The organism is Brevundimonas sp. (assembly GCF_013823285.1).
Classification (GTDB): domain Bacteria; phylum Pseudomonadota; class Alphaproteobacteria; order Caulobacterales; family Caulobacteraceae; genus Brevundimonas.
Genome location: NZ_PNLV01000008.1, coordinates 13,769 through 39,770, shown reverse-complemented (window position 1 = coordinate 39,770; position 26,002 = coordinate 13,769). Strand labels below are relative to the sequence as shown.

17 protein-coding genes are annotated in these 26,002 nt (G+C 69.0%); 14 read left to right on the top strand and 3 right to left on the bottom strand.

Features of this window, described 5'->3' with window-relative positions:
* Positions 1 to 189: 189 nt before the first annotated feature.
* Positions 190 to 1,440: a serpin family protein gene (locus tag C0461_RS02465; protein WP_292103635.1), complete on the top strand. Its 1,251-nt coding sequence runs from the start codon at positions 190 to 192 to the stop codon at positions 1,438 to 1,440.
* 233 nt (positions 1,441 to 1,673) lie between these two features.
* Here C0461_RS02465 and C0461_RS02460 read toward each other — a convergent pair whose 3' ends face one another.
* Positions 1,674 to 2,042, bottom strand: a complete 369-nt coding sequence (locus C0461_RS02460) for a hypothetical protein (RefSeq protein ID WP_292103634.1) — start codon at positions 2,040 to 2,042, stop codon at positions 1,674 to 1,676.
* Positions 2,043 to 2,526: 484 nt separating this feature from the next.
* Here C0461_RS02460 and C0461_RS02455 point away from each other — a divergent pair, with 484 nt between their 5' ends.
* From C0461_RS02455 to C0461_RS02430, 6 genes are all read left to right on the top strand, one after another.
* A complete protein-coding gene (locus C0461_RS02455; protein WP_292103632.1) occupies positions 2,527 to 2,820 on the top strand; it encodes a DUF736 domain-containing protein in 294 nt (97 codons plus the stop codon).
* 71 nt (positions 2,821 to 2,891) lie between these two features.
* Positions 2,892 to 3,767 (top strand): zincin-like metallopeptidase domain-containing protein, encoded by an 876-nt coding sequence (locus tag C0461_RS02450; RefSeq protein WP_292103630.1) that lies wholly within the window; start codon positions 2,892 to 2,894, stop codon positions 3,765 to 3,767.
* 332 nt (positions 3,768 to 4,099) lie between these two features.
* Entirely contained in the window at positions 4,100 to 4,621 is a 522-nt protein-coding gene (gene mobC / locus C0461_RS02445) for a plasmid mobilization relaxosome protein MobC (RefSeq protein WP_292103626.1), read from the top strand.
* Complete coding sequence (locus C0461_RS02440) at positions 4,618 to 5,613, top strand: hypothetical protein (protein WP_292103625.1); 996 nt, start codon at positions 4,618 to 4,620, stop codon at positions 5,611 to 5,613. Before mobC ends, C0461_RS02440 begins: the two co-directional genes overlap by 4 nt.
* A 463-nt stretch (positions 5,614 to 6,076) precedes the next feature.
* Positions 6,077 to 7,168: a LuxR C-terminal-related transcriptional regulator gene (locus tag C0461_RS02435; RefSeq protein ID WP_292103624.1), complete on the top strand. Its 1,092-nt coding sequence runs from the start codon at positions 6,077 to 6,079 to the stop codon at positions 7,166 to 7,168.
* A 760-nt stretch (positions 7,169 to 7,928) separates the two neighbouring features.
* A complete protein-coding gene (locus C0461_RS02430; protein WP_292103623.1) occupies positions 7,929 to 12,584 on the top strand; it encodes an Ig-like domain-containing protein in 4,656 nt (1,551 codons plus the stop codon).
* Between the two features lie 68 nt (positions 12,585 to 12,652).
* Here the strand turns inward: C0461_RS02430 and C0461_RS02425 are convergent, their stop codons facing one another.
* Positions 12,653 to 13,396 (bottom strand): SDR family oxidoreductase, encoded by a 744-nt coding sequence (locus C0461_RS02425; protein ID WP_292103622.1) that lies wholly within the window; start codon positions 13,394 to 13,396, stop codon positions 12,653 to 12,655.
* An 89-nt stretch (positions 13,397 to 13,485) separates the two neighbouring features.
* On the opposite strand from C0461_RS02425, the gene C0461_RS02420 reads away from it, so the two are divergent.
* The 4 genes from C0461_RS02420 (at position 13,486) to C0461_RS02405 (ending at position 21,021) form a co-directional block, all read left to right on the top strand.
* A complete protein-coding gene (locus C0461_RS02420) occupies positions 13,486 to 14,391 on the top strand; it encodes an AraC family transcriptional regulator (RefSeq protein ID WP_292103621.1) in 906 nt (301 codons plus the stop codon).
* A gap of 360 nt (positions 14,392 to 14,751) precedes the next feature.
* Positions 14,752 to 17,739: a TonB-dependent receptor gene (locus tag C0461_RS02415; RefSeq protein ID WP_292103619.1), complete on the top strand. Its 2,988-nt coding sequence runs from the start codon at positions 14,752 to 14,754 to the stop codon at positions 17,737 to 17,739.
* Between the two features lie 68 nt (positions 17,740 to 17,807).
* The gene (locus C0461_RS02410) at positions 17,808 to 19,295 is read left to right on the top strand and encodes a peptidase S10 (RefSeq protein ID WP_292103618.1); all 1,488 of its coding nucleotides are present in this window, start codon (positions 17,808 to 17,810) and stop codon (positions 19,293 to 19,295) included.
* 19 nt (positions 19,296 to 19,314) lie between these two features.
* Positions 19,315 to 21,021: a hypothetical protein gene (locus C0461_RS02405; protein ID WP_292103616.1), complete on the top strand. Its 1,707-nt coding sequence runs from the start codon at positions 19,315 to 19,317 to the stop codon at positions 21,019 to 21,021.
* 9 nt (positions 21,022 to 21,030) lie between these two features.
* On the opposite strand, the gene C0461_RS02400 is transcribed toward C0461_RS02405, so the two are convergent.
* A complete protein-coding gene (locus C0461_RS02400) occupies positions 21,031 to 21,507 on the bottom strand; it encodes an Lrp/AsnC family transcriptional regulator (RefSeq protein ID WP_292103615.1) in 477 nt (158 codons plus the stop codon).
* Positions 21,508 to 21,702: 195 nt separating this feature from the next.
* Between C0461_RS02400 and C0461_RS02395 the strand changes: the two genes are divergently transcribed.
* From C0461_RS02395 to C0461_RS02385, 3 genes are read left to right on the top strand one after another with little or no spacing between them, the layout of a single operon-like run.
* Positions 21,703 to 22,860: a pyridoxal phosphate-dependent aminotransferase gene (locus C0461_RS02395; protein WP_292103613.1), complete on the top strand. Its 1,158-nt coding sequence runs from the start codon at positions 21,703 to 21,705 to the stop codon at positions 22,858 to 22,860.
* Between the two features lie 4 nt (positions 22,861 to 22,864).
* A complete protein-coding gene (locus C0461_RS02390) occupies positions 22,865 to 25,006 on the top strand; it encodes an amidohydrolase family protein (protein WP_292103612.1) in 2,142 nt (713 codons plus the stop codon).
* A 17-nt stretch (positions 25,007 to 25,023) separates the two neighbouring features.
* Positions 25,024 to 25,992 (top strand): ornithine cyclodeaminase family protein, encoded by a 969-nt coding sequence (locus C0461_RS02385; protein ID WP_292103611.1) that lies wholly within the window; start codon positions 25,024 to 25,026, stop codon positions 25,990 to 25,992.
* Positions 25,993 to 26,002: the final 10 nt, after the last annotated feature.

Genomic DNA, 26,002 nt, shown 5'->3' with positions numbered 1-26,002 from the left:
CGGTCTGGCGGTGCTGGTCTTCGCCTGGGTCATCGGATGGCTCACCGCGCCCTGATCGCAAGCAGCGGCCGTCAGGGGACGGCCGGGGCAGGGCGGCTGTCCCGCTTTTGGCGGCGCGGCCCCGCGAGGCCCGGCGACGGTGCAGATCGCACCCGCGCGCGAACTGCCTTGCTGGTGTACTGTGGCGGCATGAAGCTGAGCCCCGCCTTCGTCGCCCCGTCACTCGCCGCCCTGGTTCTGACCGCCTGCGCCACGACGCCGGCGCCTCTGCCGTCTTCAGCGGTCACATCGCCTCCCGGAGAAGCCGCCGCCATGGCCACCGACCTGACCGGCCGCGCCCTGGGGGTGCGGCTCTATGAGCAGCTCCGCCCGGCCGACGACAATGTGGTCATTTCGCCCGTCAGCCTGATGGGCGCCTTCGGGGTGGTGTCGGCCGGCGCGCGAGGCGAGACGCGGGCGGCCATTCTGAGCAGCCTGGGTCTGCCCCAAGGGGAGACGCTGCATTCGGACCTGGGCGCCCTGTTGCGTTCACTGGAGGTCGAGGACGGCCCCGCGACCCTCAGGGTCGCCAACGCCGTCTGGGTGCAGCAGGGGTTCACCCTCAACCCCGCCTTCGTCCAGACCGCCGAGCGCGAGTACGGCGCCCAGGCCCAGGCAGTGGATTTCCAGGGCGCGCCCCGCCAGGCGGCGGACCGGATCAACGCCTGGGTGTCTGAGGAGACCCGCACCCGCATCCCCGAACTGATCAGCGCCTCCAGCATCACCGACGCCACGCGCCTGATCGTCACCAACGCTGTCTATTTTCTGGGCGACTGGCTCCAGCCCTTCAACGCGTCCAGCACCACCGAGGAGCCCTTCCACCTGGCGGATGGCTCCACCACGCCGATTCCGCTGATGTCCCAGCGCGGCTCGTTCCGCCTTCTGGAGACCGACCAGCTCCAGGCCATCGACCTGCCCTATGAAGGCGAGCGCCTGTCCATGACCGTGCTCCTGCCCCGTGAGCGCGGCGGCCTGCCGGCGCTGGAGGCCGGCCTGGACACGGACCTGTGGGCGTGGCTGGCCAGGCTGGACGCCGAACAGCCCCGGCGGGTCCGGCTGTATCTGCCCAGAACCGAGGCTGCGCTCAGCTACAACCTGGTCCCGCAACTGACCGTCCTGGGCATGGGAACCGCCTTCACCGGCGGCGCCGACTTCCGGGGCATCGCCGACGCCCCGCTGGCCATCGGCCAGGTGGTGCACAAGACTTTCCTGCGCATCGACGAGAAGGGAACCGAAGCGGCGGCCGCAACGGGCGTCGCCATCAGCGTGACCAGCGCCCCGGCCGCCCCGCCGCCCACCTTCCGGGCCGACCATGCCTTCCTGTTCCTGATCCGCGACAGGCAAACGGGGGCGATCCTGTTCCTCGGCCGCATCGTCCGACCGGCGGCCCCGGACGCCTAGAGCGCGAGAGTTTCGCGCCATTACCGCCCCGGTCACGCGGCAGACAGCCCCCAATCAAGGCCCAGCGAACAGGGTTTGCGGTTCGCAGGGGCGTTCCGTTTGAACGCATGCCGCGCTCACCGCCGCCACGGGCTCGAGACCAGGGGGCGCCGACGCGTCCGGCGCCTGACTGCTGACGCCTGTCGCCATGGGCATGGACGCCTCCGGGCCGCCGTCACACGGCCCAATCAAATTCAGTGCATCAGGCGACGGTGGGGATCGGCGGCCGGCCGGCTCAGGCCCTGAACCAGCTGTCGCTCCACCTCAGGGGGCAGAACGACGGACAGACGGGCCTCGCCGGGCAGGGCGAAGGACAGAACCGCATGGCCCTGGTCCGTCCGCGCCGTGGCCACGGCCCGGGCCTTGATGCCGACGGGGGCATGGCTGGCGGCTTTCGCCTCCGGCTGCAGCAGCCGCAAGGCGAGATCCAGGGCCAGCTTGGGCGTGAAGCGAAGGCCCAGACGCGCGCCGTCCGCGACCAGCTGCACCAGACGATCACCCTGGCGCCAGCCGGTTCTGGCGATGCTGGAGATGAGCCGGGGCTCGGGAGCGGATAGCGTCATGGGATCTGTCCAAGTGTCCGGGGCATACGCCGTGGTGCGGCGCAACCGGCTTACACCATGATGGCGAACGCCGCACGGTCCTGACGTCGTGCGCAGCCGCCTGCCGGCCCTGGACCCGGCCGGGTCCAGGGCCGGCGCCCGCTCGCCTGACCGCAGCCAGGATTCGGGTCCGGGCGGGTGAGTGCGGCGCCCTGCAGCGGGACAAGGTCGAGACAACCCCCGGTTCGTCTCCCGGCGCGGGCCGGCCGGCGCGGCCCCCCGATGGACGGATCTGACCGGAAGCCGGTCGGCTGGCGCAACCGGGCGCGCGGGTTTCGTCCCCGGCCTGACGGCCTTCCTCGCGAAACAAGAAACCCGCGCGTCCCGGTCCTCCGCTGCGCTGCGGGGGCTCCCTGTGCTCGCCCTGCGCGCCGTCCGTCTCCCGGTCCGTCGATCGCCATCGAGGCCGCGATCGGCGCGGCCCGACAGCAAAGGAGAGACGACAATGGCCGCTATCGGAACCTTCACCGCCCAGGGCGACGGCTACACCGGGTCCATCAAGACCCTGACCCTCAACGTCAGGAGCGCGACCCTCCGGCCCAATGACAAGGCCGACGACAAGGGCCCGGACTACCGCATCTTCGCAGGCCAGACCGAGTTCGGCGCCGCCTGGAAGCGCACGAGCCAGCAGAACCGGGACTACCTCTCGGTCAAGCTGGACGACCCCAGCTTCCCGGCTCCGATCTACGCCACCCTGGTCGAGATGGACGGCGGGCACAGCCTGATCTGGTCCCGCTGACCGAGCCGGCGGCGGCGCGCCCGGTGCGCCGCCGCCCCTTTTCCTGACAATCCCAGATCGAGGAGGCCGCCATGACGCGCCCCGCCGAACATCCACGTCCGGACGTCCATTCCCGGATCACCGAAACCATCATCGCCCAGCTGGAGGCCGGCGTCCGGCCCTGGACCCAGCCCTGGACCGGCGGCAAGCCCGTCACCCGTCCGCTGCGCCATGACGGAACCCCCTACAGCGGCGTCAACATCCTGCTGCTGTGGTCCCAGGCCCTGAGCCGCGGCTATGGCTCGCCCACCTGGATGACCTTCCGTCAGGCCCTGTCCCTGGGCGCCCATGTGCGCCGGGGCGAGACCGGCGCGACGGTGGTCTACGCCAATCAGATCGTTCGCACCGAAGCTGACGAGGACGGCGAGGACACCGAGCGGCGCATCCCCTTCCTGAAGGCCTATACGGTCTTCAATGTGGAGCAGATCGAGGGCCTGCCGGCCCGCTTTCGCGCCGCGCCGCCCGAGCCGGTCAATCCGGACGCGCGGCAGGCCGAAGCGGAGCGCTTCTTCGCCGGCCTGGGCGCGGACATCCGTCACGGCGGTTCGGCCGCCTTCTACGTTCCGGCGTCAGACCATGTGCAGGTGCCGCCGTTCGAGACCTTCCGGGACGCAGGCGCCTACTACGCCACCCTCGGTCACGAATGCGTCCACTGGACCGGACACCCCTCGCGCCTGGCCCGGGACTTCAGCCGCGCCACGCGGGCCTGCGCTCGCGAAGAGCTGGTGGCGGAGCTGGGCGCCGCCTTCCTGTGCGCCGATCTCGGTCTTGAGCTGGAGCCGCGCGAGGACCATGCCGCTTATCTGGGGCACTGGCTCGAAGTGCTGAAGGCCGACAAGCGCTTCCTGGTTTCGGCGGCGGCCCACGCCCAGGGCGCCGTGGCCTGGCTGCACGACCGGCAGGCCTGACGGCCGACGGGCTGGCGTCCGGCGCCGGCCCGTCCCGCTCCGCACGTGCGGCCGCAGGATAAAGGGACGACAACGGCGCCTGTGCGGCGCTTCGTCGAAGCGTGACCAGATCGCCATTTGATGTGGAGGCGGCGCACGAATGTGCGCCGCCGACTTTGCTGTGGAACGGACAGCCGCCCCCGGATGGGGCGCCCTTCAGGGCGGCGGGCGAGCGGCCGGACACGGTCGCCGAGGGGAGGGGGGAGAGCCCCGTAGGCCTGCGGGGCGAAGGGGGTCGCGGTCAAGGGCAGGATAGGCTTTGCGCCGGCAATGTCTGACACACCCGCTTCCCCATGGACCGCTTCACCCTTCGCCTGCCGTCCGACCTGGCCCGCCGCTTCGACGCGGCGGCGGCCCCGCGCGGCGGCCGGTCCCGGTATCTGCGCAGCCTCATGGAGGCCGCCGTGCAAAGCGCCCTGCCTGCGCCGGAGCCGGGACCATCGGGCGCCAGGTCCGCCAAGCTGACCCTGCGGCTTCCGGAGCCGGACATGACAGCCCTGGAAGCCGAGGCGGCGCGCGCCGGGCTTTTGCGCACCCAGTGGGCTGCGGCCCTGATCCGCGGGCGCCTGCACGGCGGCCTGCAGCTGACGCCGCCGGAAGCCATCGCCCTGATCGGGGTCCGCCGCGAACTCAACCGCATCGGCGTCAACATCAACCAGATCGCCCGGGCCCTGAACACGGCGGTGCTGGAGGGCGCGGTGCTGGAGCTGGAGACGGCGCAGCTGGCCGCCTTCGCCGCCGAGATCCGGGCCCATGTGCGCGCACTGGACGCGGCCTTTGCGGGCAATCTGGCCTACTGGTCTGGGGACCCGTGAGCGACTTCCGCAGACCGCTGGGGTTCGAGGACGCCCTGCGGCCGCCGGTGGATGTGCGCCGCGCGCGTATCACGCGGCCGGTGCTGCGGCCGCCGGGCAGGGCCGGGGACGCCGCCGCCTACGGACAGCTGGCGCGGATCATCCGGCGGGCTCCGGAGGTGATGGTCAAGGTCACGGGCAAGACGCGGGACGCAGGACACCTCAATCGGCATCTGGAGTACATCAGCCGCAACGGCACGCTCACCCTGGAGGGCCCGGACGGGGAGCGGCTCGAGGGGCGGTCGGCGGTGAAGGCGCTGGCGGCGGACTGGGCGGCGGAGGCGGCCATGGCGCCTGGCCGGCGGGGCGACAGCCCGCTGTCCCGGTCCATCGTCCTGAGCATGCCCAGGGGCACCGATCCCATGCGGCTGCACGACGCCGCGCGCGCCTTCGCGGCCGAGGCCTTCGGCGAGCGCTTCCCCTATGTGTTCGCGCTGCACGACGAAGGGGGCCATCCCCACGTCCATCTCACCGTGCGGGCCCTGGGGTGGGACGGCAGCCGTCTCAATCCGCGCAAGGCGGACCTGGAGGTCTGGCGTCGGCGGTTCGCCCAGGCCCTGCGGGATCGTGGCGTGGAGGCCGAGGCCAGTCCGCGCCGGGCGCGCGGGATGGTGCGCAAGGCCGAGCAGACCCCGGTGCGCAAGATGCGGGAGCGCTTCGCGGCAGGGAAGGGGGCTGCGCCCCGGGTCATGGTGAGCGCCTGGCGGCAGGCGTCCACCACACCGGGACGGCCTGCGCCCTGGGAGGCGGCGATCCCTGAGCGACAGACCCGGATTCGCCGGGCTCTTGCGGCTGAGGCCGTCGCCCTGTCGCGTTCGGACCGCCCCGAGGATCGGGCGCTGGCCGCGGCCCTGATGGATCATCTGCGGCGCCTGCCGAAGGTGGAGATGCGGGAGGCGCAATTGTCCAGGCTGTCCGGTCGCGAGCGAGACCCTTCAGGTCGGGACCGATGAAGATCTCCGACGTACGCAGCGGCGTTGTACTCGATGAATCCTGACCCACGTCACGCTCGACGAGATGCGGGACAACCGCAATCTGAACGCGAAGGGTGCCAACGCGCCGTCGCTTGGCGTATCCAGAACTATGGCAAGCCCTGCACTTCCGTCCGGCGAGTTTCTGGGCGAGCGCTCCCGGAGCGTCTCCGCCCCGGGGTTTCAGGTGGACCTGCGGGTTGCGACCCTGCCCCCGGACGAAGTCACCACCCGCACGATGATGCTTATTTCGTCCTGGCTTTGGACCGGGGGTACCGAAAGCCGGGCGTCTTCCCGGCGCAGCTGTGCTGCGACGCCCACTTGCTGAGAGGCTTGGTCGCCTCGACAGACGTCACGTCACGTCAGCCCCCTTCCCATTGATTATGGGCCGCTTCTCCAGTTATCTGCCCGAAGAGACGGGGGTCTTGCTGGGTACATGAGTGGCGTGACGCAGAAAACCGTCGAAGCGGCGGCCGAACGCTTTCAGGCCGCCGGCCTCGGGCACGCGACCTGGGAGGAGGCGCTGGATGGTCTTGCCGTGGTCACCGGTTCAACCGGAGCCCAGCTGATCGGCCTGGGCTGCGAAGCCACCGTCCCTTTCAATGTCATGACCGGCGTCCCCCCGGCGACCGGGCGTGATTTCCTGGCGGCGGGCGGCGGCGACCCGGCCATCAACTCCCGCGTCCGGATCGGCATGCGCGCCGCCGAGCTGGAGGTGCTGGACGAGTCGGCTTTCACTACAGCGACGGACATGCGGCTCAGTCCTGAATATGCCGACTGGATCCGCACCTATGACATGCACCACACCTGCCTGACCAATCTGGTCAAGGAGCCTGAACGGAACGCCGGTCTCGCCCTCCTTCGCAGCCGGCGACAGGGCAACGTCAGCCAGGAGCAGAAGCGCGCCTTCGCCGTTCTGGCCGCCCATGCTCGCGGCGCAGTGCGCACACAGATGGCGCTGGAGGCTCAGGGTTCCCAGCTGCTGGCCGGCGCCCTGGAGGCTGTGCGAGCGACGGCATATTTCTGCGACGTGGACGGGCGGGTGCGGGGCATGACCGCTTCGGCGGAGGCTCTCCTCTCGGACGGCGATGTCCTGCGGCTGAGGAAGGGGAGGCTGACCACGGCCTGCGAAGCCGACCGCCACGGGCTGGAGACCGCCCTGAGGGCGGCCCTTGAAGGCGGGCCGCCGGCCTATGCCGTCGCCGCCCGGCGCCTGCACAGCGACGAGCGTCTGTTCATCGAGGCCGCACCGCTCCCCTCATCCAGTGCGCCGGGGTTTGGTCCTCGGGCCCTGATCATCGTCCACGGACCGGGCGTGGATGAAACGCGCGTGGCCGTGGCGGCCGGCTCTCTGTATGGGCTCAGCGCAAGTGAGGCGGCCATCGCCGCCCAACTCGCGGCGGGCCGCTCCCCCGCCGCCATCGCCCACGAGCGGCGCGTGTCTCTGGGGACGGTCAGGACGCAAGTGCGACGGATATACGAGAAGGTCGGCGTCGCCAGCCAACTGGAGCTGGCGGCGCGGATGCCAAAGCTCTGAGGGCCTTTCGGAGGCAGGAGCCGCCCTCGGCCGGACGGCATCTCTAGGTATCCGCCCAGGCACAGCGCTTGGCCCGTGCCACAGACATGAGCTGATCATGGGCCGCGCGCAGCTGAGCGCCCTCGAAGTCAAACAGGAGCCCCGACATCTCCCCTTCTAGCTGATGGCAGGTTCGGGGATCGGTGCTGTCAACGGTGGCGCAGGCGCTGACCGCGAGCAGCAGTGAAGACGCAAGGACAAGGCGTCGCATGGGGACTCCGTTCTTGATGACTGACTCCCAAGACTACGTCATCCCGCAACGTCCGACGTATCCAATATTGTACAGGGTTCTTCCCCGGGCGCCCGGCGGCTCGGTGGCGGACGCTCAGTTTCCTGAGACCGTCTTCCGCGCCGGGGACTTGCTCCCTATGCCCGCGTCCGGCGTCAGACGCCGTGTCCCGGCATGTCTACACAATTGGAGATGCGTCGAATTCTCAAGCGCGCCACCTTTGCGCCCGCATGCGTACTGGTGGGGGAATCCTTGGGCCATTCATCGTTCAATCAGCCTTCCGGAGAATCTTTCGGCGCGGCTTCCGGGTCACATCCCGCCGGACGCGTGGCTGCCAGGATCGCTCGATTGCTCCAGTGCGGGCTCGTGATCCTGGCGACGTTCGCAGCCACTGTGCTGCTGACGTCGCCGGCGCGTGCGGAAACCTACGATTATGCGCCGACTGACGGAGGCTCCCTGTGTCTCTGCCTCGTGTCGACGAGCTTCGAGTTCGTGCTTTCCCCGACTTACACCACAAGAAGAGGATCCAGCGCCTCGCTGACCAATCGAGGGATCGCCTTCGCCACGTTCTCGGTGCCGGCCGGCGTGACCTACACCGACGCCGTCCTGTCCTTCGACATGGTCAGTTCGACCGGATCTGGCGGCATCAGTGTACGCCGCTTCGCGGGATCGGTCGCCGCCGACCAGCCGTCCTGGGACGCACTGAGACTCTCGCCATCAATGGCGGGCGTGACTCCGACGGAGGGGGCGAAGGAACTGGTGCTGCCCGCCGTCTTCGTGACTGAGCTTAACGCTCTCAGCGCGTCGGGCGGGGGCCTGATGACCATAGGGCTCGAAGGATCGAACTCCGGCAATGGCTTCACCTTCCAGATGGATAATTTCAGACTGTCCGGCGATACGGTCGTGGTTCCGACCGTCACATCCGTTGCGCCGCTCGCGGGGATCGTTGGAAGCGTCGTGAGAGTGAACGGCACCGGGTTCAGCGGCGCGGACTCCGTGACCTTCGGAGGGGTTGCGGCGGCCTTCACCATCGAAGACGACAGCAGGATCACCGCCACTGTTCCGTCGCTGACGCCGGGCGTCATAGACATTCAGGTGAGTACGGCCGCCGGCGACAGCAACACGGCGGGTGCGGCCGATAATTTCACCGTGCTGCGAACTCTCGCCGGCCCGGTGGTGGATGCCCCGGCGGACGGGGCAGTCGTGCAGTTCCCGGTATTCAGGGGCGACGCGGCGCCGTCGGCGCGGGTGGTTGTGTCGTGGGGCTCAGGGGCCGTTGAGGACGTCGGCGATGGAACCGGGGCGTTTATGATTTCTTTTGCCCTCGGCGCCTTCCCGGACGGCGTCCACGACTTTGAGGTCTACCAGCTGGACCAGGACGCCAACACGTCGCCCCGGATTCCAATCACGCTCACCATAGACACTGTAGCGCCCCTGGAGCCGGTGATCAGTGCGCCTGCGGCCGGCAGCATTCTCGCCACAGATCGCCCGGAGATTGTGGGAACCGCGGAAGCCGGCTCCACGGTGACGGTTCTCGTCGACGGCGCATCGGCGGGGGTGACGACTGCGGACGAAGCGGGCGTCTGGGCTTTCATCACACCCCCACTGGTTGCGGGAGGGCATACGGTCACAGCGATGGCCGCCGACGCCGCCGGAAACGTCTCGCCAGCCTCGGCCGCTGTCGCCCTGATCGTTGATGCCGATCCTCCCGCCATGCCGACCCTGACGTCGCCTGCGGACGGTTCATTAATCACGGACCCGACCCCCGATGTGACCGGTACGGCTGAGCCCGGCGCCCTGGTGAGCGTGATCATTGACGGGAACACGGTCGGCACGGCCACAGCCGACGGCGCGGGCGCCTGGACATTCGCCGTCAGCGTGCCTCTGGTCGACGGGGCTCACACCCTGCGCGCCACGGCGACGGACTCCGCTGGCAACACTTCTCCGTCCTCGGCGACGGTCAGTTTCATGGTCGACGCCACGGCGCCAGCGGCGCCCGTGATCACCACCCCGGCTGACGGGGCCGTGGTCGGCGCGGCGACAGTGGTGGTTCGCGGAACAGCCGAGGCCGGGGCCCAGGTGGACGTGTCCCTGGACGGGACGGCGGTCGGCACGGTCACGGCGGACGGATCCGGCGGCTGGAGTCTGGATGTGGGGACGCCGACGCCGGGCGCCCACACCCTCCAGGTCGTGGTGCGCGACGCGGCGGGCAACGCCTCCGCGCCGACCGACACCGTCTTCACCTATTCGGTGCTCGAGGTCGAAGACGGAGCGCTTCCCGCGGGGCAGGTTGCGGTCCCCTATGAGACGACGATCACGCCGCAGGCGGGCTCGGCGCCCTTCACCTTCGAAGTGGCGTCGGGCGACCTGCCGGCGGGGCTGTCGCTGACCACGGGCGGCGTCATCGCGGGCGTGCCCACTGAAGGCGGATCGTTCAACCTGTCCATTCGTGTGACCGATGCATCGGGCGGCGCCGGCTCGAGCGCGGGCTTCACCCTCCTCATCGCCGCGCCGGACCTGGTCATCGCGCCCTCCGCACTGCCGCAAGCCCGGTTCCAGACCGCCTACACCCAGGTGCTCAGCGCTTCGGGCGGGGTGGCTCCCTATGCGGACTGGCGGATCACCGGCGGGGCGCTTCCGGACGGACTGACCCTGTCGTCTTCCGGCGTGATCTCCGGGACGCCCCAGGCCTTCGGTGAGTTCGACCTCACGGTGGCCGTGACGGACTCGGCGACCGGCGAAGGCCCCTATGACGCCACAGCCAGCTTTACCCTGGTGGTGCAGGCCCCGGCCACGCCGACGGTCCAGGACGCCAGCCTCGCGGTTCCCTATGGATCGAGAGGGACGGAGATCACCCTCACGGCCGGAGGTGTCTACGAACGCTTCGAGATCGTCACCCAGCCGAGCCGTGGCACGGTCTCCCTGGCCGGCGACATCGCCACCTACACGCCCGAGGCCGACTTCTTCGGCCAGGACAGCTTCACGGTGATCGCGGTTGGCCCGGGAGGCAGCTCCGCCCCGGCCACTGTCGTGCTCACCGTTGCGGCGCCGCCTGCGCCGGAAGTGTCGCCGGGCGAGCCTGTGGATGTGCCGGTGACGGCGGGTTCGGGGGGCGTTGCCTCGGTGGACCTGGGCGAACAGGTGCAAGGCGTCGTCGACGGCTTCCGCATCACCCAGCAGGCGCGCAACGGCGAGGCCAGCATCGAGAGCGGATCGATATCGACGGCGAGGGTCTCGTCGGGAGCCGCTTCGTCCGCTGTCCGCTACAGCCTGGTCTATCGGCCCCGCGCGGACTTCATGGGCGTGGACGAAGTCTCGGTCGTGGCCTTCGGCCCAGGCGGGGACTCTTCGCCGGCTGTGTTCACCTTCCACGCCCCGGGCCGGGCGCCGGACTTCCAGGCGGGAGTCCTCGCCGACGGCTCGCTGGTCTTTGAGCCCACCGCCGACCTGGTCGGCGGACCCTTCCAGGGCTTGCGGATCGTCACGCCCCCGGCGTTCGGCGAGGTGCAGGTCCAGGGCCTGACCCTCACCTTCACCCCGGGCGAGGAGAACGCCGGGGCGACCTTCCTGGAGTATGTGGTCGAACTGCCCTTCGGCGACTCCGCGCCCGGCCGCATCAATCTGGTGGCGCTCGCCGTGGTGGAGACCCAGGCCCTGACCGCCCGGACCCTGGCCGGGGTCCCGGTCACCGTCCGCATCACCGATGACGTTCGCGGCGGTCCCTTCACCGAAGCGACGGTTGTGTCAGTCGCCCCGGCTGACGCGGGGCTGGCTACGATCGGGAGCGCCGGGTCCGGCGCTTATGACCTGACCTACGCGCCCCGAGGCGCGTTCTCCGGCGAGGCCGTGGTCACCTATACGCTGGGCAATGGCGACTCGACGGCCACCAGCACCCTGACCGTCACGGTCGAGCCTCGTCCCGATCCGTCCCTGGATCCGGACGTCCGGGGCCTGGCCGGCAGCCAGGTCACGACGGCGCGCCGCTTCGCCGACGCCCAGATCAGCAACTTCCAGCGCCGGCTGGAGACCCTGCGCCACGGGGACAATCCGTCGGGAAACGGCCTGACCCTGAACGTCGGCTTCGGCCGGGACGGGACGGAGCAGGACCCGCGTGTCGAACTGGCGCGACGGTTGCGGGCTCCGGAGCTGGACCCGGGCGCCGGTCACGACCTCGAGCGCGAGTTCATGGGCCAGGATCTGTGGGCGGGCCGTCAGGGCGCGAACCGGGACGCCGCCGGTGATACCCCGGACGGGGCGCCCGTGGGCCTGCAGGCCCAGTCGAACACGGGTGGGGAAGAGGTCGGCCCCTCCGTGGGCGTCTGGACGGCGGGCTCCATCGACTGGGGCCGCCAGAACGCGGACGGTCAGCGAGACCAGCGCTTCCGGACCCAGGGCCTGACCATCGGCGTGGATGCGCACCTCACGGACCGGTTGATCGTCGGCGGCGGGGTCGGCTACGGCCGCGACCGCTCGGAGATCGGGGAGAACGGCACCCTGTCGCGGGCGCGCAGCCTGACCGGCGCCGTGTATGGCAGCTGGCGGATCACTGATGCGGTGTTCCTGGACGGCGTGGCCGGCCACGGCGAACTGGCGTTCGACTCCCGCCGCTGGGCCGAAGGTCTGGGCGACGAGCCCGACGCCTTCGCCCTGGGCGAGCGGGACGGCTCCGTGCGCTTCGTGTCCGGAACCATCGGCAGGATAGCGGGCGAGGGAACCCTGCGCCGCAGCCTTTACCTGCGCGTTGACGCCCGCACCATCAAACTGGACGCCTTCACCGAGACCGGCGCGGGCCTGGCCTCCCTGAGCTGGGACGCACTGGAGCAGGACAGCCTCTCCGCCAGCCTGGGCGTCGCGTGGAGCTGGCGGATCGACATGGGCGAGCGCGGCGGTCTGTCGCCCTATGCCCGCATTGAATGGTCGCGCGAACTGGAGCGTCTTGGCGAGCAGGGGGTCCGGTACGCGGACTGGGCCGCCAGCCCGACCTACCGGGTGCCCATGGACGCCTGGTCCCGTGACAGCCTCACCCTCAACCTGGGCGCCGAGTGGACCCTGCGCGATCGCCTGATGTTCAGCGCCGGCTACCGGGGCCTGATCGGCGACGCCAGCCAGAGCCATGGTGGGGAGGTCGCCCTCAGATGGTCATGGTGAAGGCCGATGGGATAGCGGACTCGCCGGGCCGTGCGTCGTGCGACTTCCCCGCCCCATACCGCGAAGGCTCATCCTGCCTTGGCCCACGCCACCGCGTCCGCTCCGGCGGGAAGCCGCATCGGGCACGAGGGATCGGTCGCAGCGCGCCACACCGCCTCAGCGACGTCGGTCGGATGCGTCACGTCCCCCGGGTTTTCAAGCCCGGCGAAAACCTGAGCCGCCACGTCGGCATAAGCCTCGGGGATGCTCATGCCCATGCGGGCGCGGGCATTGGCGCCGAATGCGGTGGCTGGCGCCAGCCCCGGGAGCACCAGCCGCGCCCGAACGCCGAACGGCTCCAGCTCCAGGGCCATGGACTCGGTGAAAGCGTTCACCGCCGCCTTGCTGGCCGTGTAGACGGACAGCAGATGCAGCGGTCGTAGCGTCACCGTGGACGTCACGTTGACAATCACGCCTGCGCGCCGCTCCCGAAACTGAGGCAGGAAGGCTCTGGTCATGGCGATGGTCCCGAGCGTGTTGGTCTCGAACACCTCCCGAGCCTGGTCCAGGGAGATACCTTCCACCGCGTTGAGCAGGCCGACGCCGGCGTTGTTGACGAGCACGTCGATCGGACCAGCCGCCTCGACAACGCGGGCGATGCTGGCCGTGTCCGTGACGTCGAGCGGCAGGATCCTGAGGTAATCGGACGGCGGCAGGAGGTCGGGGTTCGGCGTGCGCATTGTGGCGATGACCGTCCAGTCGCGGTCGAGGAAGTAGCGGGCGGTCTCAAGGCCGAAGCCGGATGAGCATCCGGTGATGAGAATGGTGTTCATGACTGCTCCTTTGGGGGAGACCGACAGGTATGATGCGCCATTCGGACCTGCTACCGTCAGAAATCCAGATTTCATTGGCGTAAGTCCGAATGTCCGACCCCCTCACACAAGTCGTGGGCCTCCTGCAGCCCAGCGCCTCATTCTCCAAGCTCGTCATCGCCTCAAGCCCATGGGCTGTGCGCCGCTCGGATGGCGACGGCCGGCCTTTCTATTGTGCGATGCTGGAAGGCGCTTGCCGCCTGTCGGTCGCCGGGCAGGCGCCGGTCACGCTTGAACGAGGTGATTTCGTGCTGGTGCCAGCAGCCTTTGACTTTTCTACCTCCAGTCTGCAGCCGCCGCCAGAAAGCTTCGAGACCCAACGGACGGAGGTCAGCCCCGGTGTGTTCCGGCTCGGCGGCCTCGACGACGCGCCGGACGTACGGATGCTGGTCGGCCACTGCGCCTTCGTCGCAAACGACGCCAGGCTGCTGGTCTCGTTGTTGCCGCAACTGGTGCACGTGCGGGGGCAGGGTCGGCTGACCACCTTGGTCGAGCAGGTGAACGGCGAGACGCGCGCCGACCGACCTGGTCGCGACGCCGTGCTAACGCAGCTGCTTGAGGTTTTGCTGATCGAGGCCCTGCGCTCGTCGGCCGGCCCCACGGCATCCCCGGGCCTGTTGCGAGGCCTGGCCGACCGCCATCTGGCCACCGCGCTGCGGCGGATGCACGAGCGTCCGACCCATGCCTGGACAGTGGTCGAACTGGCGCGGGAGGCGGCGCTGTCCCGGTCGACCTTCTTCGACCGGTTCCGGCGCGAGGTGGGCGTCGCACCGATGGAGTACCTGCTGGGCTGGCGCATGGCTCTGGCCAAGGATCTGCTGCGCCGCGAGAAGGTGGGCGTGGCCCAGGTGGCTGCGCGGGTGGGTTACAGCTCGGCAAGCACGTTCAGCGTCGCCTTCGCCCGCTCGGTCGGAATGGCGCCGATCCACTACGCGCGTGAGCAACGAAACGGCTGATACGGCGGTTGGGGCTCTCAGGGAGCCCCTGCAACGACCGACTTGGGTCGATCTGCGACTATGGCTTTCAGTCGCATGTCGGGCACTTGCAACCCGCACCAGCGGTGACCGCCCTGCTGGCTCGCTCGCGGGGAATGACTACTGAGATCGCTGCGCAATGGCACGACCTGCGCGCTGATGATGACCGTTTTCCACATGCATGAGTTAAGCGTCAGACGTGCAATTGTTGCATGAAGGTTTCGCGAAGGGGTGTGCCGGCCCCTGAATACGAAAGAACATTTTCCCCTGTTGGCCCTACGCTCACTGAAATGATGGGCGGTGGGATGTCATCGGGGTGTCCGCCCTTGAAGGGGATAGATCATGAATAAACTATCGAGGCGAGCCGGGCTCCTGAGCTCCACCGTCGTGGGAGGGGTGACGCTCTCCCTGATCCTGCACGCCGGGGCCGTCAGCGCCCAGACCCTGGAGGACGACGGGCGTCGTCTCGACGAGCCGGTGGAGGTTCAGGAAATCGTCATCACCGGCTCTCGCATCCGGCGGGTCGAGACGACGACGTCGGCGCCGGTGACGGTTATCGACCAGGCGGTGATGAACGAACGGGGCTTTATCCAGGCTGGCCAGGCGCTGAATCAAAACACCTCGGTAATTCCCTCGGCTCCCCTCGCCGACGGCAGCGGCGCCGCGGCGGGCAGCGGGCGGCAGTATCCCAACCTGTTCGGCCTGGGCGCGGGACGAACCCTGACGCTGGTCAACGGGCGTCGTTTCGTCACCACCGGGGCGGGCACGGGCGACCGGGTCGTGGACACCAACGCCATCCCCGTGGGCCTGCTCCAGCGCGTGGACATCGTCCAGGCAGGCGGGGCCGCCGTCTACGGCTCGGACGCCATCGCCGGGGTCGTCAACTATGTGCTGCGCGACGATTTCGACGGCATGGAGTTTGACGTCCAGTACGGCGTGTCGTCTCGCAACGACTATCCGCAGCAGAGCGCCCGGTTCACGGCGGGCCGCAATCTGCTGGACGGCCGCGCCAATGTGGCGGGAAGCCTGGAGTGGTCGCAGACCGAGTCCCTGCTCAGCTATGACCGGCCTATTTCTGACCTGGCGCGCCTGACAACCAGCAATCCGGCCAACACCAGCGAGACCGACGGCATCCCGGCCCTGCGGGAGATCTTCAACGCCCGGTTCTGGCCGTTCAACTACAATGGCGTGATCTACACCGTCCCGGCCCCGTCGCCGGCCCTCCTTCTGCGCATAGACGGTGCGCCGACCCAGTTCGCCGCTGATGGCCGCAGCGTCGTGTCCTACGACCCCGGTGAGGTGTTCGGGGTGCCCTTCGCCTCTGGCGGCGACGGGTGGGACTATCGTGAGATCGCCGCCCTGTATTCAGCCGTCGAGCGCGTCAACGCCAATCTGATCGGGCACTATGATCTGACCGACCGCGTAAGGCTTTCGGGCGAGCTGATGTTCGCCTCGACCGAGGGCCGCGATCCCTATGGCACCCAGGGCGGCAGCAATACGGTGCTCAACAACGCGGCGTCCGGGGCGGGCGTCCTGACCTTCACGCGCAACAACCCGTTCCTTTCGGCCGAGGCGCTGGCCCAGCTGACGGCAGCCAGCCCGGCTTTTGCGGCGGGGGCGCCGCTGTTCCTGTCCAAACAGTGGGCCGATGCGGTGCCGACGCGCGAGTTCGTGCACACGACCGATATTTGGCGGGCCCAGGCAGGTCTGGACGGTGATTTCGACTGGGCGGACCGCAACTTCTACTGGAGCCTGTCCTACAGCCGGGCCGAGGTGCAGGGGGAGACCGCCGGATGGGGTGTCTGGACCCAGCGGATGCAGAACGCCGTCAACGCTGTTGAAAGCGGCGGCGACATCGTCTGCGCCATCAACGCCGACGCTGACCCCACGAACGATGATGCGGCGTGCGTGCCCATCAATCCGTTCGGCAATGGCACGGTCACCGACGAGATGAGGGACTATGTCGCGGTCCGTACGGGCCAGACCTACGACAACACGCAGGACAATTTCCTGGCGACGCTTGGCGGGACCCTGTTTCACCTGCCGGCAGGCCCGGCCAGCTTCTCGGTGGCCTATGAGTATCGCCGGGAGTCCTCCGAATTCGTCCCGTCAGAATCCGCCCAGCTGGGCCTGACCGGGTCTGGCACGGTGTCCGTGCCCAGCGGCGGGTCCTACAACACCAACGAGTTCTCGGCCGAGGTGCTGGTGCCGATCCTTGGCGGTGGGTTCCACCTGCCGTTCGCCCGGAGCCTGGAGTTCGACGGCGCCTACCGCACGGTGGACAACTCCATCGCCGGGCGTGAGGATGTCTGGGGCGCCGGCCTGCGCTGGGGTGTGATCGACGGGGTGACGGTGCGGGTGTCCCGCAGCCGCAACTTCCGCGCCCCGACCCTCGACCAGCTGTTCGCGCCGTCATCGACGACGCTGGGGTCGATCGCGATCAATCCCTGCGATTCCGACCGTATCAACAGTGGGCCGAACCCGGCCGTGCGGCGCTCCAACTGCGAGGCCCTGTTCGCGGCCAATCCGGGATGGGGATCGCTGGATGGATTCCAGGACCCCGGCGAGAACTTCAATGCGGTGATGATCACTTCGGGGGGCAATCCTGATCTGCGCAACGAGCTGTCGGACACCTTCACCTATGGGGTGATCCTCCAGCCGTCGTTCATTCCCGGGCTGACGATCGTCGCCGACCGGATCGAGGTGGATCTGAAGGACGGCCTGTCGGCGTTCCTGCCCCAGGACTTCCTGACCACCTGCTTCGACTCTGTCGAGCCGAGCGCCGTCTGCGACCAGTTCACCTTCAATGGTCAAGGGCATGTGGCCACCGCCAACTCCACCACCTTTAATGCCGGCCGGGTTCGGTACGAAGGCGAGGTCTACAACATCAACTATGTGTTCGGCCTGGACGACTGGTTCGCCGGGCGCGACTACGGCCGGGTCGAGCTGAACGCCGAGATCACCCACACTGCGCTGCTGGAGACCTCGGTGACCGGCTTTGACTATCTGCGCACCGACGGCACCACCCGGGCGCCGGACTGGGTGTCGCGATACGACGTACGCTGGTCCCGCGGGCCGCTGCGTCTCAGCTATTCGATGTCCTACCTGCCGGAAGCCAAGGTGAACCTGTTCGACACCATCGAGTCCACGCCGGTGCCGGACATTGAGCGCAACATCCGGCACAATCTGTCGGGGCAGTATGACTTTGGCGACTACACGGTGCGCGCCGGGGTCATCAACCTGACCGATGAGGAGCCGTCGTATCCGACCCGGAACTATGGCGACATCCTGGGCCGTCAGTACTTCGTCGGACTGAACGCCCGCTTCTAGGATAGAGCAGGGGGCGGGGCCAGGCGCGCCGCCCCCTGCTCTATCGTCCGAACGCCGTGGAGTCCGTCATGCCCTTCAGTCCGCCCAACCGCAGAACCGTCCTGGCCGGACTCGCCGCGTCCGGTGGCGCGGGGACGGTGAGGGCGCAGTCGACGACGCGCGAGACACCGGTGCGCGTCATCACCGGGCATGAAGGCCGCTTCAACGGACGCGCCGTGCGCTATACGGCCACGCTGGAGGAAACCCGGATCACCGCGGCGCCGGAGCGACCGGCCGCCCGGTTCGTGACCACCGCCTATGTGGCCGAGCCTCGCGACCCCGCACGGCCGGTGCTGTTTCTGTTCAACGGCGGACCCATCGTGGCCTCGTCCTATCTGCACATCGGCGCCTTCGGCCCCCGGCGCTACGATCCGCCGCGCGACGTGAACGCCGATGTGGCCCCGCCTTACGCCCTGGTGGACAATTCCGACTGTCCGCTCGACGTGGCCGACCTGGTGTTCGTCGATCCGCCGGAGACGGGATTCAGCCGCCTGGAGGACGAAACGGACAGGCTTCAGGCCTATTCGGACCGCGCCGATTCCCTCATGACGGCCGAGTTCATCCAGGTCTGGCTGCGGGCGGCCGGCCGGGAGACGTCCCCGGTTCATCTGGTGGGGGAGAGCTACGGCACCTTGCGGGCGTCGCTCACGGCCGGGCTGCTCAGCGAGACCCGCCCGCTGGAGGGCCTGGTGCTGCTTGGGCAGGCCCTGAACATGATCGAGACCAGCCAGCGTGCGGGCAACATCCTGTCCTACGCCACGAACCTGCCGACCCTGACGGCGGTCGCCTGGCATCACGGCCGCATATCCCGCGGAGAGGGTCTCTCGGCTCGGATCGAGGAGTCCTGGGCCTTCGCGATGTCGGCGTATCTGGAGGCGCTTCGGCTGGGGAACGCGCTCCCCGTCGCTGAAAGCCGGGCCATGGCGGGGCGGCTTGAGGCCTTGACCGGCATCGGACGGGACTACTACCTGGCCAATCGGTTGATGATCAGCAAGGTCGCCTTCTGCCGCGAACTGCTGCGCGATCAGGGGCTGATCCTGGCCATGTACGACGCCCGCTACGCCGGCCCTGCGCCCGCGGCCGGCGAGCCCGCGACCGACCCCTACGGCAAGGTCAACGCCATGATCCCGCCTCTGCTGGCGCGGCACCTGACCGAAACCCTGGGCGTCACCCTGCCCATGGCGGACTACCGCGCCTCGGCGCCGCGTCCGGGACCGTGGGCCTATGCGCCCTCGTCGGGCGCCGGCGGACCCTTCGACGACTATCATTATGACCGGGGCGTGGAGCAGGCGATGGCGGCCAATCCCCGGTTTCGCCTGCTGATCGGCACTGGCGTGTTCGACACCACCACCACCCTGGGCCCGGCCCGGTATCTGGCCGACCAGGCCGCCTATCCGCGTGAGCGCCTCGTGCTGCGTGAATATGAGGGCGGACACATGGCCTACAGCAATCCCGATGCGCGCACCGCCATGGCCCAGGATCTGCGGGCCTTCGTGGCCGGGCCGCGCTCGGCGTAGCGTTCAAGGAGTTCTCGCCATGCTGAAGTCGATGTGGATCGCGTGTCTCACCCTGGCGGGGGCGCTGTCGTTCACGGCCGCCGGCGCCGGGGGGCCGGACACGCTTGGTGCGGAAGTGCGGGTGCTGCTGGCGCCGCGCATGGCGGCCGACGCCGTGGCCGCCGTGGATGTGCGTGTGACGCTTGTCGCACCGGGCGCGGCCGAGGGCGATGTGCTGATCGAGATGCCGCTGATCCGGGCCATGGCCCCGTCGGCCCTGCAGGACTCCAGCGCGCTCTCGGCCTGGGACGACCGGGGGCCGCTGGCCCTGACGGTGGACGAGGACCCGGTCGATCCCACGGGGTTCCGGCAGGATCGGCGCTGGCGGGTGCAGCGGGCCACCGCAGGCGATGTGGTGGTTCGCTATCAGGCCACGCCGCGCGAGATCACCCCCGCCACGCGGCCCGGCCCGCTCTATGACATGCGCGGCGAAGGGCAGGGCTTTCACGGCTCCGGCGCCGTGATCATCGCCTTGCCGCCGGAGGGCTGGCCCCGGCCGGTGCGCATCGACTGGGATCTTTCCGATATGCCCGAAGGGGCGCGTGGCGCGAGCAGCCACGGGGAGGGATCGATTCAGGCCGTCGTCCCGAAACAGGGCGTCGCCAGCAGCTATTTCATGGCCGGGCCGCTGCACAGCCTGCCCCGCGACGGGCGCGGGGCCTTCGTCGGCTACTGGATCACCCCGCCCGCATTCGATCTTGAGAACGCGCTTAGGCGCATAGAGGACGCCTACGGGCAGTTCTCCACCTTCTTCGGCGATGAGGCTGCGCCCTTCCGCGTCTTCATGCGCACCACCCCCGCCTTCGCCGGCGGCGGATCGGGCGGCTACAACTCCTTCATGTTCGGCAATGTGGAGGGTCAGTCGCGCGAGGAGGCCGAGGTCCTCGGTTTGCTGGTCCACGAAACCCTGCACAACTGGCTGAACGGCCTGGGCGAGGAGACCAGCCAGTGGTGGTCGGAAGGCACGACCAGCTACTACACCGAGGTGCTGTCCTATCGCGCGGGACTGACCAGCCTGGATCAGTTCCAGAGGGCCATGAACGACCTGTCCCGATCCTATTACACAAACCCGCGCAGCGACCTGTCCAACGACGAGGTGACGCGGCTGTTCTTTTCGGACGGTGACGCCCAGCTGGTGCCCTACCAGCGCGGGCCGATCTATTTCGCCCAGGTTGACGCCCGGATTCGGGCCGCATCGAATGGCGCGAAGCGGGTCGACGATCTGGTACTGGCCCTGCTGGAGGCGCGGCGCAACGGCGGCGATTACAGCCGCGCGGGCTGGGTGGCCCTGCTGCGGCGCGAACTGGGCGAGGCTGGCGTCGCCGAGTTCGAGGCCATGATGGCCGGCCGCCCCATGGACTTGCCCGACAACCTGCTGGGGCCCTGCTTCGAGCGCGCGTCCACCACCCTGAGGCGTTTCGAACCGGGCTTCCGCGTGGAGCACGACGGTCGCGTGACCCGTCTGCTGCCCGAGGGCCACGGGGCCCTGGCCGGGGTGCGCGACGGCGACCGCCTGGCGGACCGCGACGCGCTGGAGGCGCTGGAGGCCGCCGGGCCGGGCGAGGCGACGCTGGCGCTTGTGCGTGGTGGACGGGCTGTGAGCGTCGCCTTCGAGCCCTGGGGCCCGGCGCGGCCGGGCTATCGCTGGCTGCGCAATGACGTTCCCGAGCAGGCCTGCGGCATCTGAGACCGCTCTTCAGCGCGCGCCGCGGACCGGCAGGAAGGTGGAGCGCTTCATCTCGGACAGGGCCACGGTGGAGTTGATATCCACCACGCCCGGCAGCTTCAGGATCTGTGTGAAGATGAAGTCCTGGTACCAGCGGATGTCGGGGGCGATGACCTTGATCATGGCATCCCGCTCGCCGAGGATCGAATAGCATTCGACGATCTCGGGCGTGGCTTCGATGGCGGCCAGGAACTTGTCCCGCTCGTCCTCGGTCAGGTGTTTGATCTTGAGCTGGGCGAAGACGTGCAGCTGGAAGCCCATTTTTTCGGCGTCAAGTATGGCCACCTGGGCCTTGATATAGCCCTCGTCCTTCAGCCGCTGGATCCGGCGCCAGCAGGGGGACTGGGACAGGCCGACCCGATCGGCGAGTTCAGACGTCGAGATGGAGCAATCCCGCTGAAGCTGCTCCAGGATTTTCACGTCGATTGCATCAAGATCGTTCGGCATTGATCACTCACAAATCGTTCCAAAGCTCGCATTGTCTATTCATGCATAGAGGGTCTGACGGTGGCAAACGCAAAGATTCTTCGGGCTGATCGCGCATATCATGCGGTTCGTGGGGGCGATTGTCGCGCCCCGTGTTGATTCAGGCCGAGGATGCACCCGACCTCTACCCCAGCATCCCGGATGTGGAATGACGCCGTGACGGCCCGTCAGGACGACGCGCCGCTTTACGCCGGTGCGAGCTACAGCGCCTGGGCCCGTGACCTCTATCGGCGAATGCCCTTGCCAAAGAGCTCGCTGCTCGTTTTCGAAAGCACCGTAGAGGAGCCTGTCCACCTGCTGGCCGATCTGGTGAGCCGGGCGTTCTCCGGCGGTCCGCCGGATCGGTACGAGAGCGTCTTCGGGCGCGGCAATCCCCATCTTCTGGCCGCTCTGGCGGCCCGATACGGCGTCGCAGGGCGCTCCATTCTGGCCGTCACCGGCGTGTCGAGCGGCATGGCCCAGGTCTTGAACACCCTCGTGTCACCGGGCGATCATGTGCTCGTGGAGCGGCCGGGTTTCGACGTCCTGTCCAGCCTCGCCCATGCGGCCTGGTGCAAGGTGACGGATCTGGCGCGTCCAGCCCCGGACTTCGACCTGACAGCGGCCGACCTGCGCCGGGCGCTGCGGCCGGACACCCGCATGGTCATCATCAGCAATCTCCACAATCCGTCCGGCCGCCTGCTGGACGAGCAGCGGGTGCTGGAGCTTGCCGCGGCCGCAGCCGAGGTGGGCGCCTGGCTGGTGGTGGACGAGGTCTACGCGGACTTCGCGCGAGCCGACGCGATCCGCCTTCAGACGGCGCCAAACCTCCTGCGCATCAACAGCCTGAGCAAGGTGTTCGGCCTCTATGCCCTCAGATGCGGCTGGATCATCGCCGATCCCGAGGTGATCGCACGGGTCGCCGCCGCCAATGCCGGACTTGAGTTCGGCGTCTCCAAGCTGACGCACGCAGTGGCGGCGATGGTGCTGGAAGACAGCGGTGCTTTCGAGGATCATTGGCGCGGTGTGCTGGCGGCCGGGCGGCCCGTTCTGGCGCGGCACATGGCGGCCATGGCGTCCGACGGCCTGATTGAGGGCGAAGCCCCGCCGTTCGGCTGCATGGCGTTCCCCCGCGTGGTGGGCCATCCCGACACGCTCAGACTGGCCGAATCGCTCTGGCGAGAGGACGGACTGGTCACGGCCCCCGGCGAGATGTTCGGCCGTGCCGGGCACATGCGTCTGGGCTTCGGCCTGTCGCCTGCCGCCCTTGATGAAGGCTTGTCGCGGCTGCACGAAAGCCTGCGCCGCAGACGAGGCGTTTCGCCAGAAGGATGAGACGATGACCCGATCGGGCCAGGGCGGACGGATACGCGGGCAGGGCATGGCGTTGTCGCGGTTGCTGGCCATGGCGGGGAGCGTCTGTGTTCTGCTGTCGGCCACCGCGGCCATGGCCGAACCCGTCCGGTATCTGGTGATTGCGGGGGGCGAGTCCGTCGGCTGGATGACGGTCGATCAGGGCGGACGAAGGGTCGAGATCGATTATCACGTGGACAACAACGGGCGCGGACCCAAACATCGGGAGCGACTCCAGCTGGATCGGGACGGCTTTCCGGTGTTGTGGACCATCGACGGAACCTCGCTGTTCGGCGGCGCGGTCAACGAACGGTTCGAGCGCGGGGAGGGGCAGCTCAGCTGGGTCAGCCAGGCGGACGCGGGCCAGGCCCCGGCGCCTGGGCCCGTACTGTATGTGGCCAATGACGCCAGCCCGTGGAGCCTTGCGCTCTACGCGCGGATTCTGCGTGCGGCGCCGGGGCGTGCGCTGGACGTGGCGCCAGGGGGGCGCATCACCCTGACCGAGGTGCGGCGCGCGGCCGTGGGCGACAGCGGCGTCGAGGGGACCATCTATCGCCTGACCGGGCTGAACCTGGCGCCCGGCTATGTGATGCTGGACGACCGGAGCGCCCTGATCGGCGACCTGGGCGGCGTCATCCGCGAGGACCTGGCCCACGCGGCGCCGTCGCTCAGGGACCTGCACGCCGAGCTGGAACGCGAACGCATCCGCGAGCTGCAGACCCGGCTGGCGCACCGGTTCGACGCCCCGGTGCGGATCCGCAATGTGCGCATCTTCGATCCTGAGACCGGGACCCTGTCGCCGCCGTCCGAGGTGACGATTTTCGATGACCGCATCACCACCATCCTGCCCGAGAGCGGCGGCCCGGCGCGCGACGACGCCTATGAGATCGACGGTGAAGGCGGGACGCTGATCCCCGGACTGCACGACATGCACGCCCACAACTCGCTGCAGAGCGGCCTGTTCTATCTGGCGGCGGGCGTGACCACGACCCGCGACATGGGCAACGACAATGAGCGCCTGCTGGACCTGACCAACCAGATCGAGCAGGGCCTGCTGCCGGGACCGCGCATCGTGCGCAACGGCATGCTGGAAGGCCGCAGTCCCCACTCCGTGCGCACCGGCATCCTGGCCGACACCCTGGACGAGGCGCTGGAGGCGGTGCGCTGGTACGCCGACCACGGCTACTGGCAGCTGAAGATCTACAACTCCCTGCATCCGGAGTGGGTCGGGCCGGTGACCGCCGAGGCGCACCGGCTGGGGCTGGGCGTCACCGGACACATCCCGGCCTTCGTCACGCCGGACCAGGCGCTTGCGGCGGGCTACGACGAGATTTCGCACATCAACCAGTTGATGCTGGGCTGGCTGCTTGAGCCGGGCGAAGACTCCCGCACACCGCTGCGTCTCACCGCCATGGCGCGGGGCGCGGATCTGGACCTGGCCAGCGCGCCGGTGCAGCGGACCATCGACCTGATGCTGGCGCAGAACGCGGCCCTGGACGTCACCGCCGTCACCCTCGAAACCTTGATGATGAGTCGGGCCGGGCAGGTTCCCGCCATGGCCGAGGCCTTCATCGACCACATGCCGATCGGCTATCAACGCTATCGCCGGCGCGCCTTCGTGGACATCGACACGCCGGAGGCGGATGCCGCCTATCGGGGCGGATTCCAGACAATCCTCGAGACCATCGCGCGCCTGCATGACGCGGGCATCGTGCTTCTGCCAGGCACCGACGACACTCTGGGGCTGACGGTTCACAGGGAGCTGGAGCTCTACGTGCTGGCGGGCCTGAGCCCGGCCGAAGCGCTGACGGCGGGGACCCTGACCCCTGTACGCTACATGGGCCGCGACCAGTCGCTAGGTCGCATCGCGCGCGGCATGCTGGCCGACTTCTTTCTGGTTCCCGGCGACCCCACCCGGGACATCAACGCCGTCCGCGCGATCCGCATGGTCATGAAGGACGGGGTCGTCTATCTGCCCAGTGAAATCTACCCCGAGCTGGGCATCCGCCCGTTCGTGGACGGGATCGAGATTCAGCCGCCGCGCACGCCGTCCGACGGCGGACAGGCCGAGGCCGCTGATCCGCCCATCCTGTTCGGGCCCCAGGGCCTGGATCACCATCACCACTGACGCGCCGGGAGGCTGTCTTGCTGCTGCTGGATCAGGAATTCGTTCGGGGCCACCTGACGGTCGAGGCGTGCATTCCCCTGGTGCGCGACGCCATGATCGCCCTGTCAGCGGGCCAGACCCTGCAGCCCCTGCGCAGCGTGCTGCATCTGGCCGAGGGGCGCGCCTTCGGGGTGATGCCCGGCGCCATGGCCGGGGTCTTCGGGGCCAAGCTGGTCAGCGTCTATCCAGAGAATTTCGCGCAGGGGCGCCCCTCCCATCAGGGGGTCATCACCCTGTTCGACCCTGCCGACGGCGCGCCCGCGGCTCTGGTGCATGCCGGGGAGGTCACGCGCATCCGCACCGCCTGCGCCAGCGCGGCGGCGACCGACGTGCTGGCCCGGCCGGACGCGACGCGGCTGGCGGTGCTCGGCTACGGGGAACAGGCGCGGGCGCACGTGGCCGCCATGGCCGCCGTGCGGTCGCTGTCCGAGGTCCGCGTGTGGGGCCGGCTCCCGGAGCGCGCCCGGGCCTTCGCCGCTGACCTGCAGAAAGAGCACGCAATCTCTATCGAGGCAGTGGGCGACGTCCGGGAAGCCGTGCGCGACGCCGATATCATCTGCACCGTGACCGCGGCGTTCGAGCCGATCCTCCTGTCCGACTGGGTGAGCGACGGGACCCACATCAACGCCGTGGGCTCCAGCTACGCCGGGCCGGTGGAGATCGCGCCGGACCTTGTGGCCCGCAGCCGCTTCATCGCCGATTATGCGCCCGGCGTCCTGGCGCAGGGCGCCGAGTTCCTGGCGGCGAAACAGGCCGGTCTGATCGACGACAATCACGTGGTCGGCGAAATCGGGCAGGTGTTCGCCGCAACCCTGAAGGGCCGCACCCGCCCGGATGAGGTCACCCTCTACAAGTCTCTGGGCCACGTGGTTCAGGATCTGGCCTGCGCGGCCTGGCTGGCGGCGCTGGCCCGCAAGCGCGGTGGCGGCGTCGAGATCGACTTCTGAGCGCCGCGCT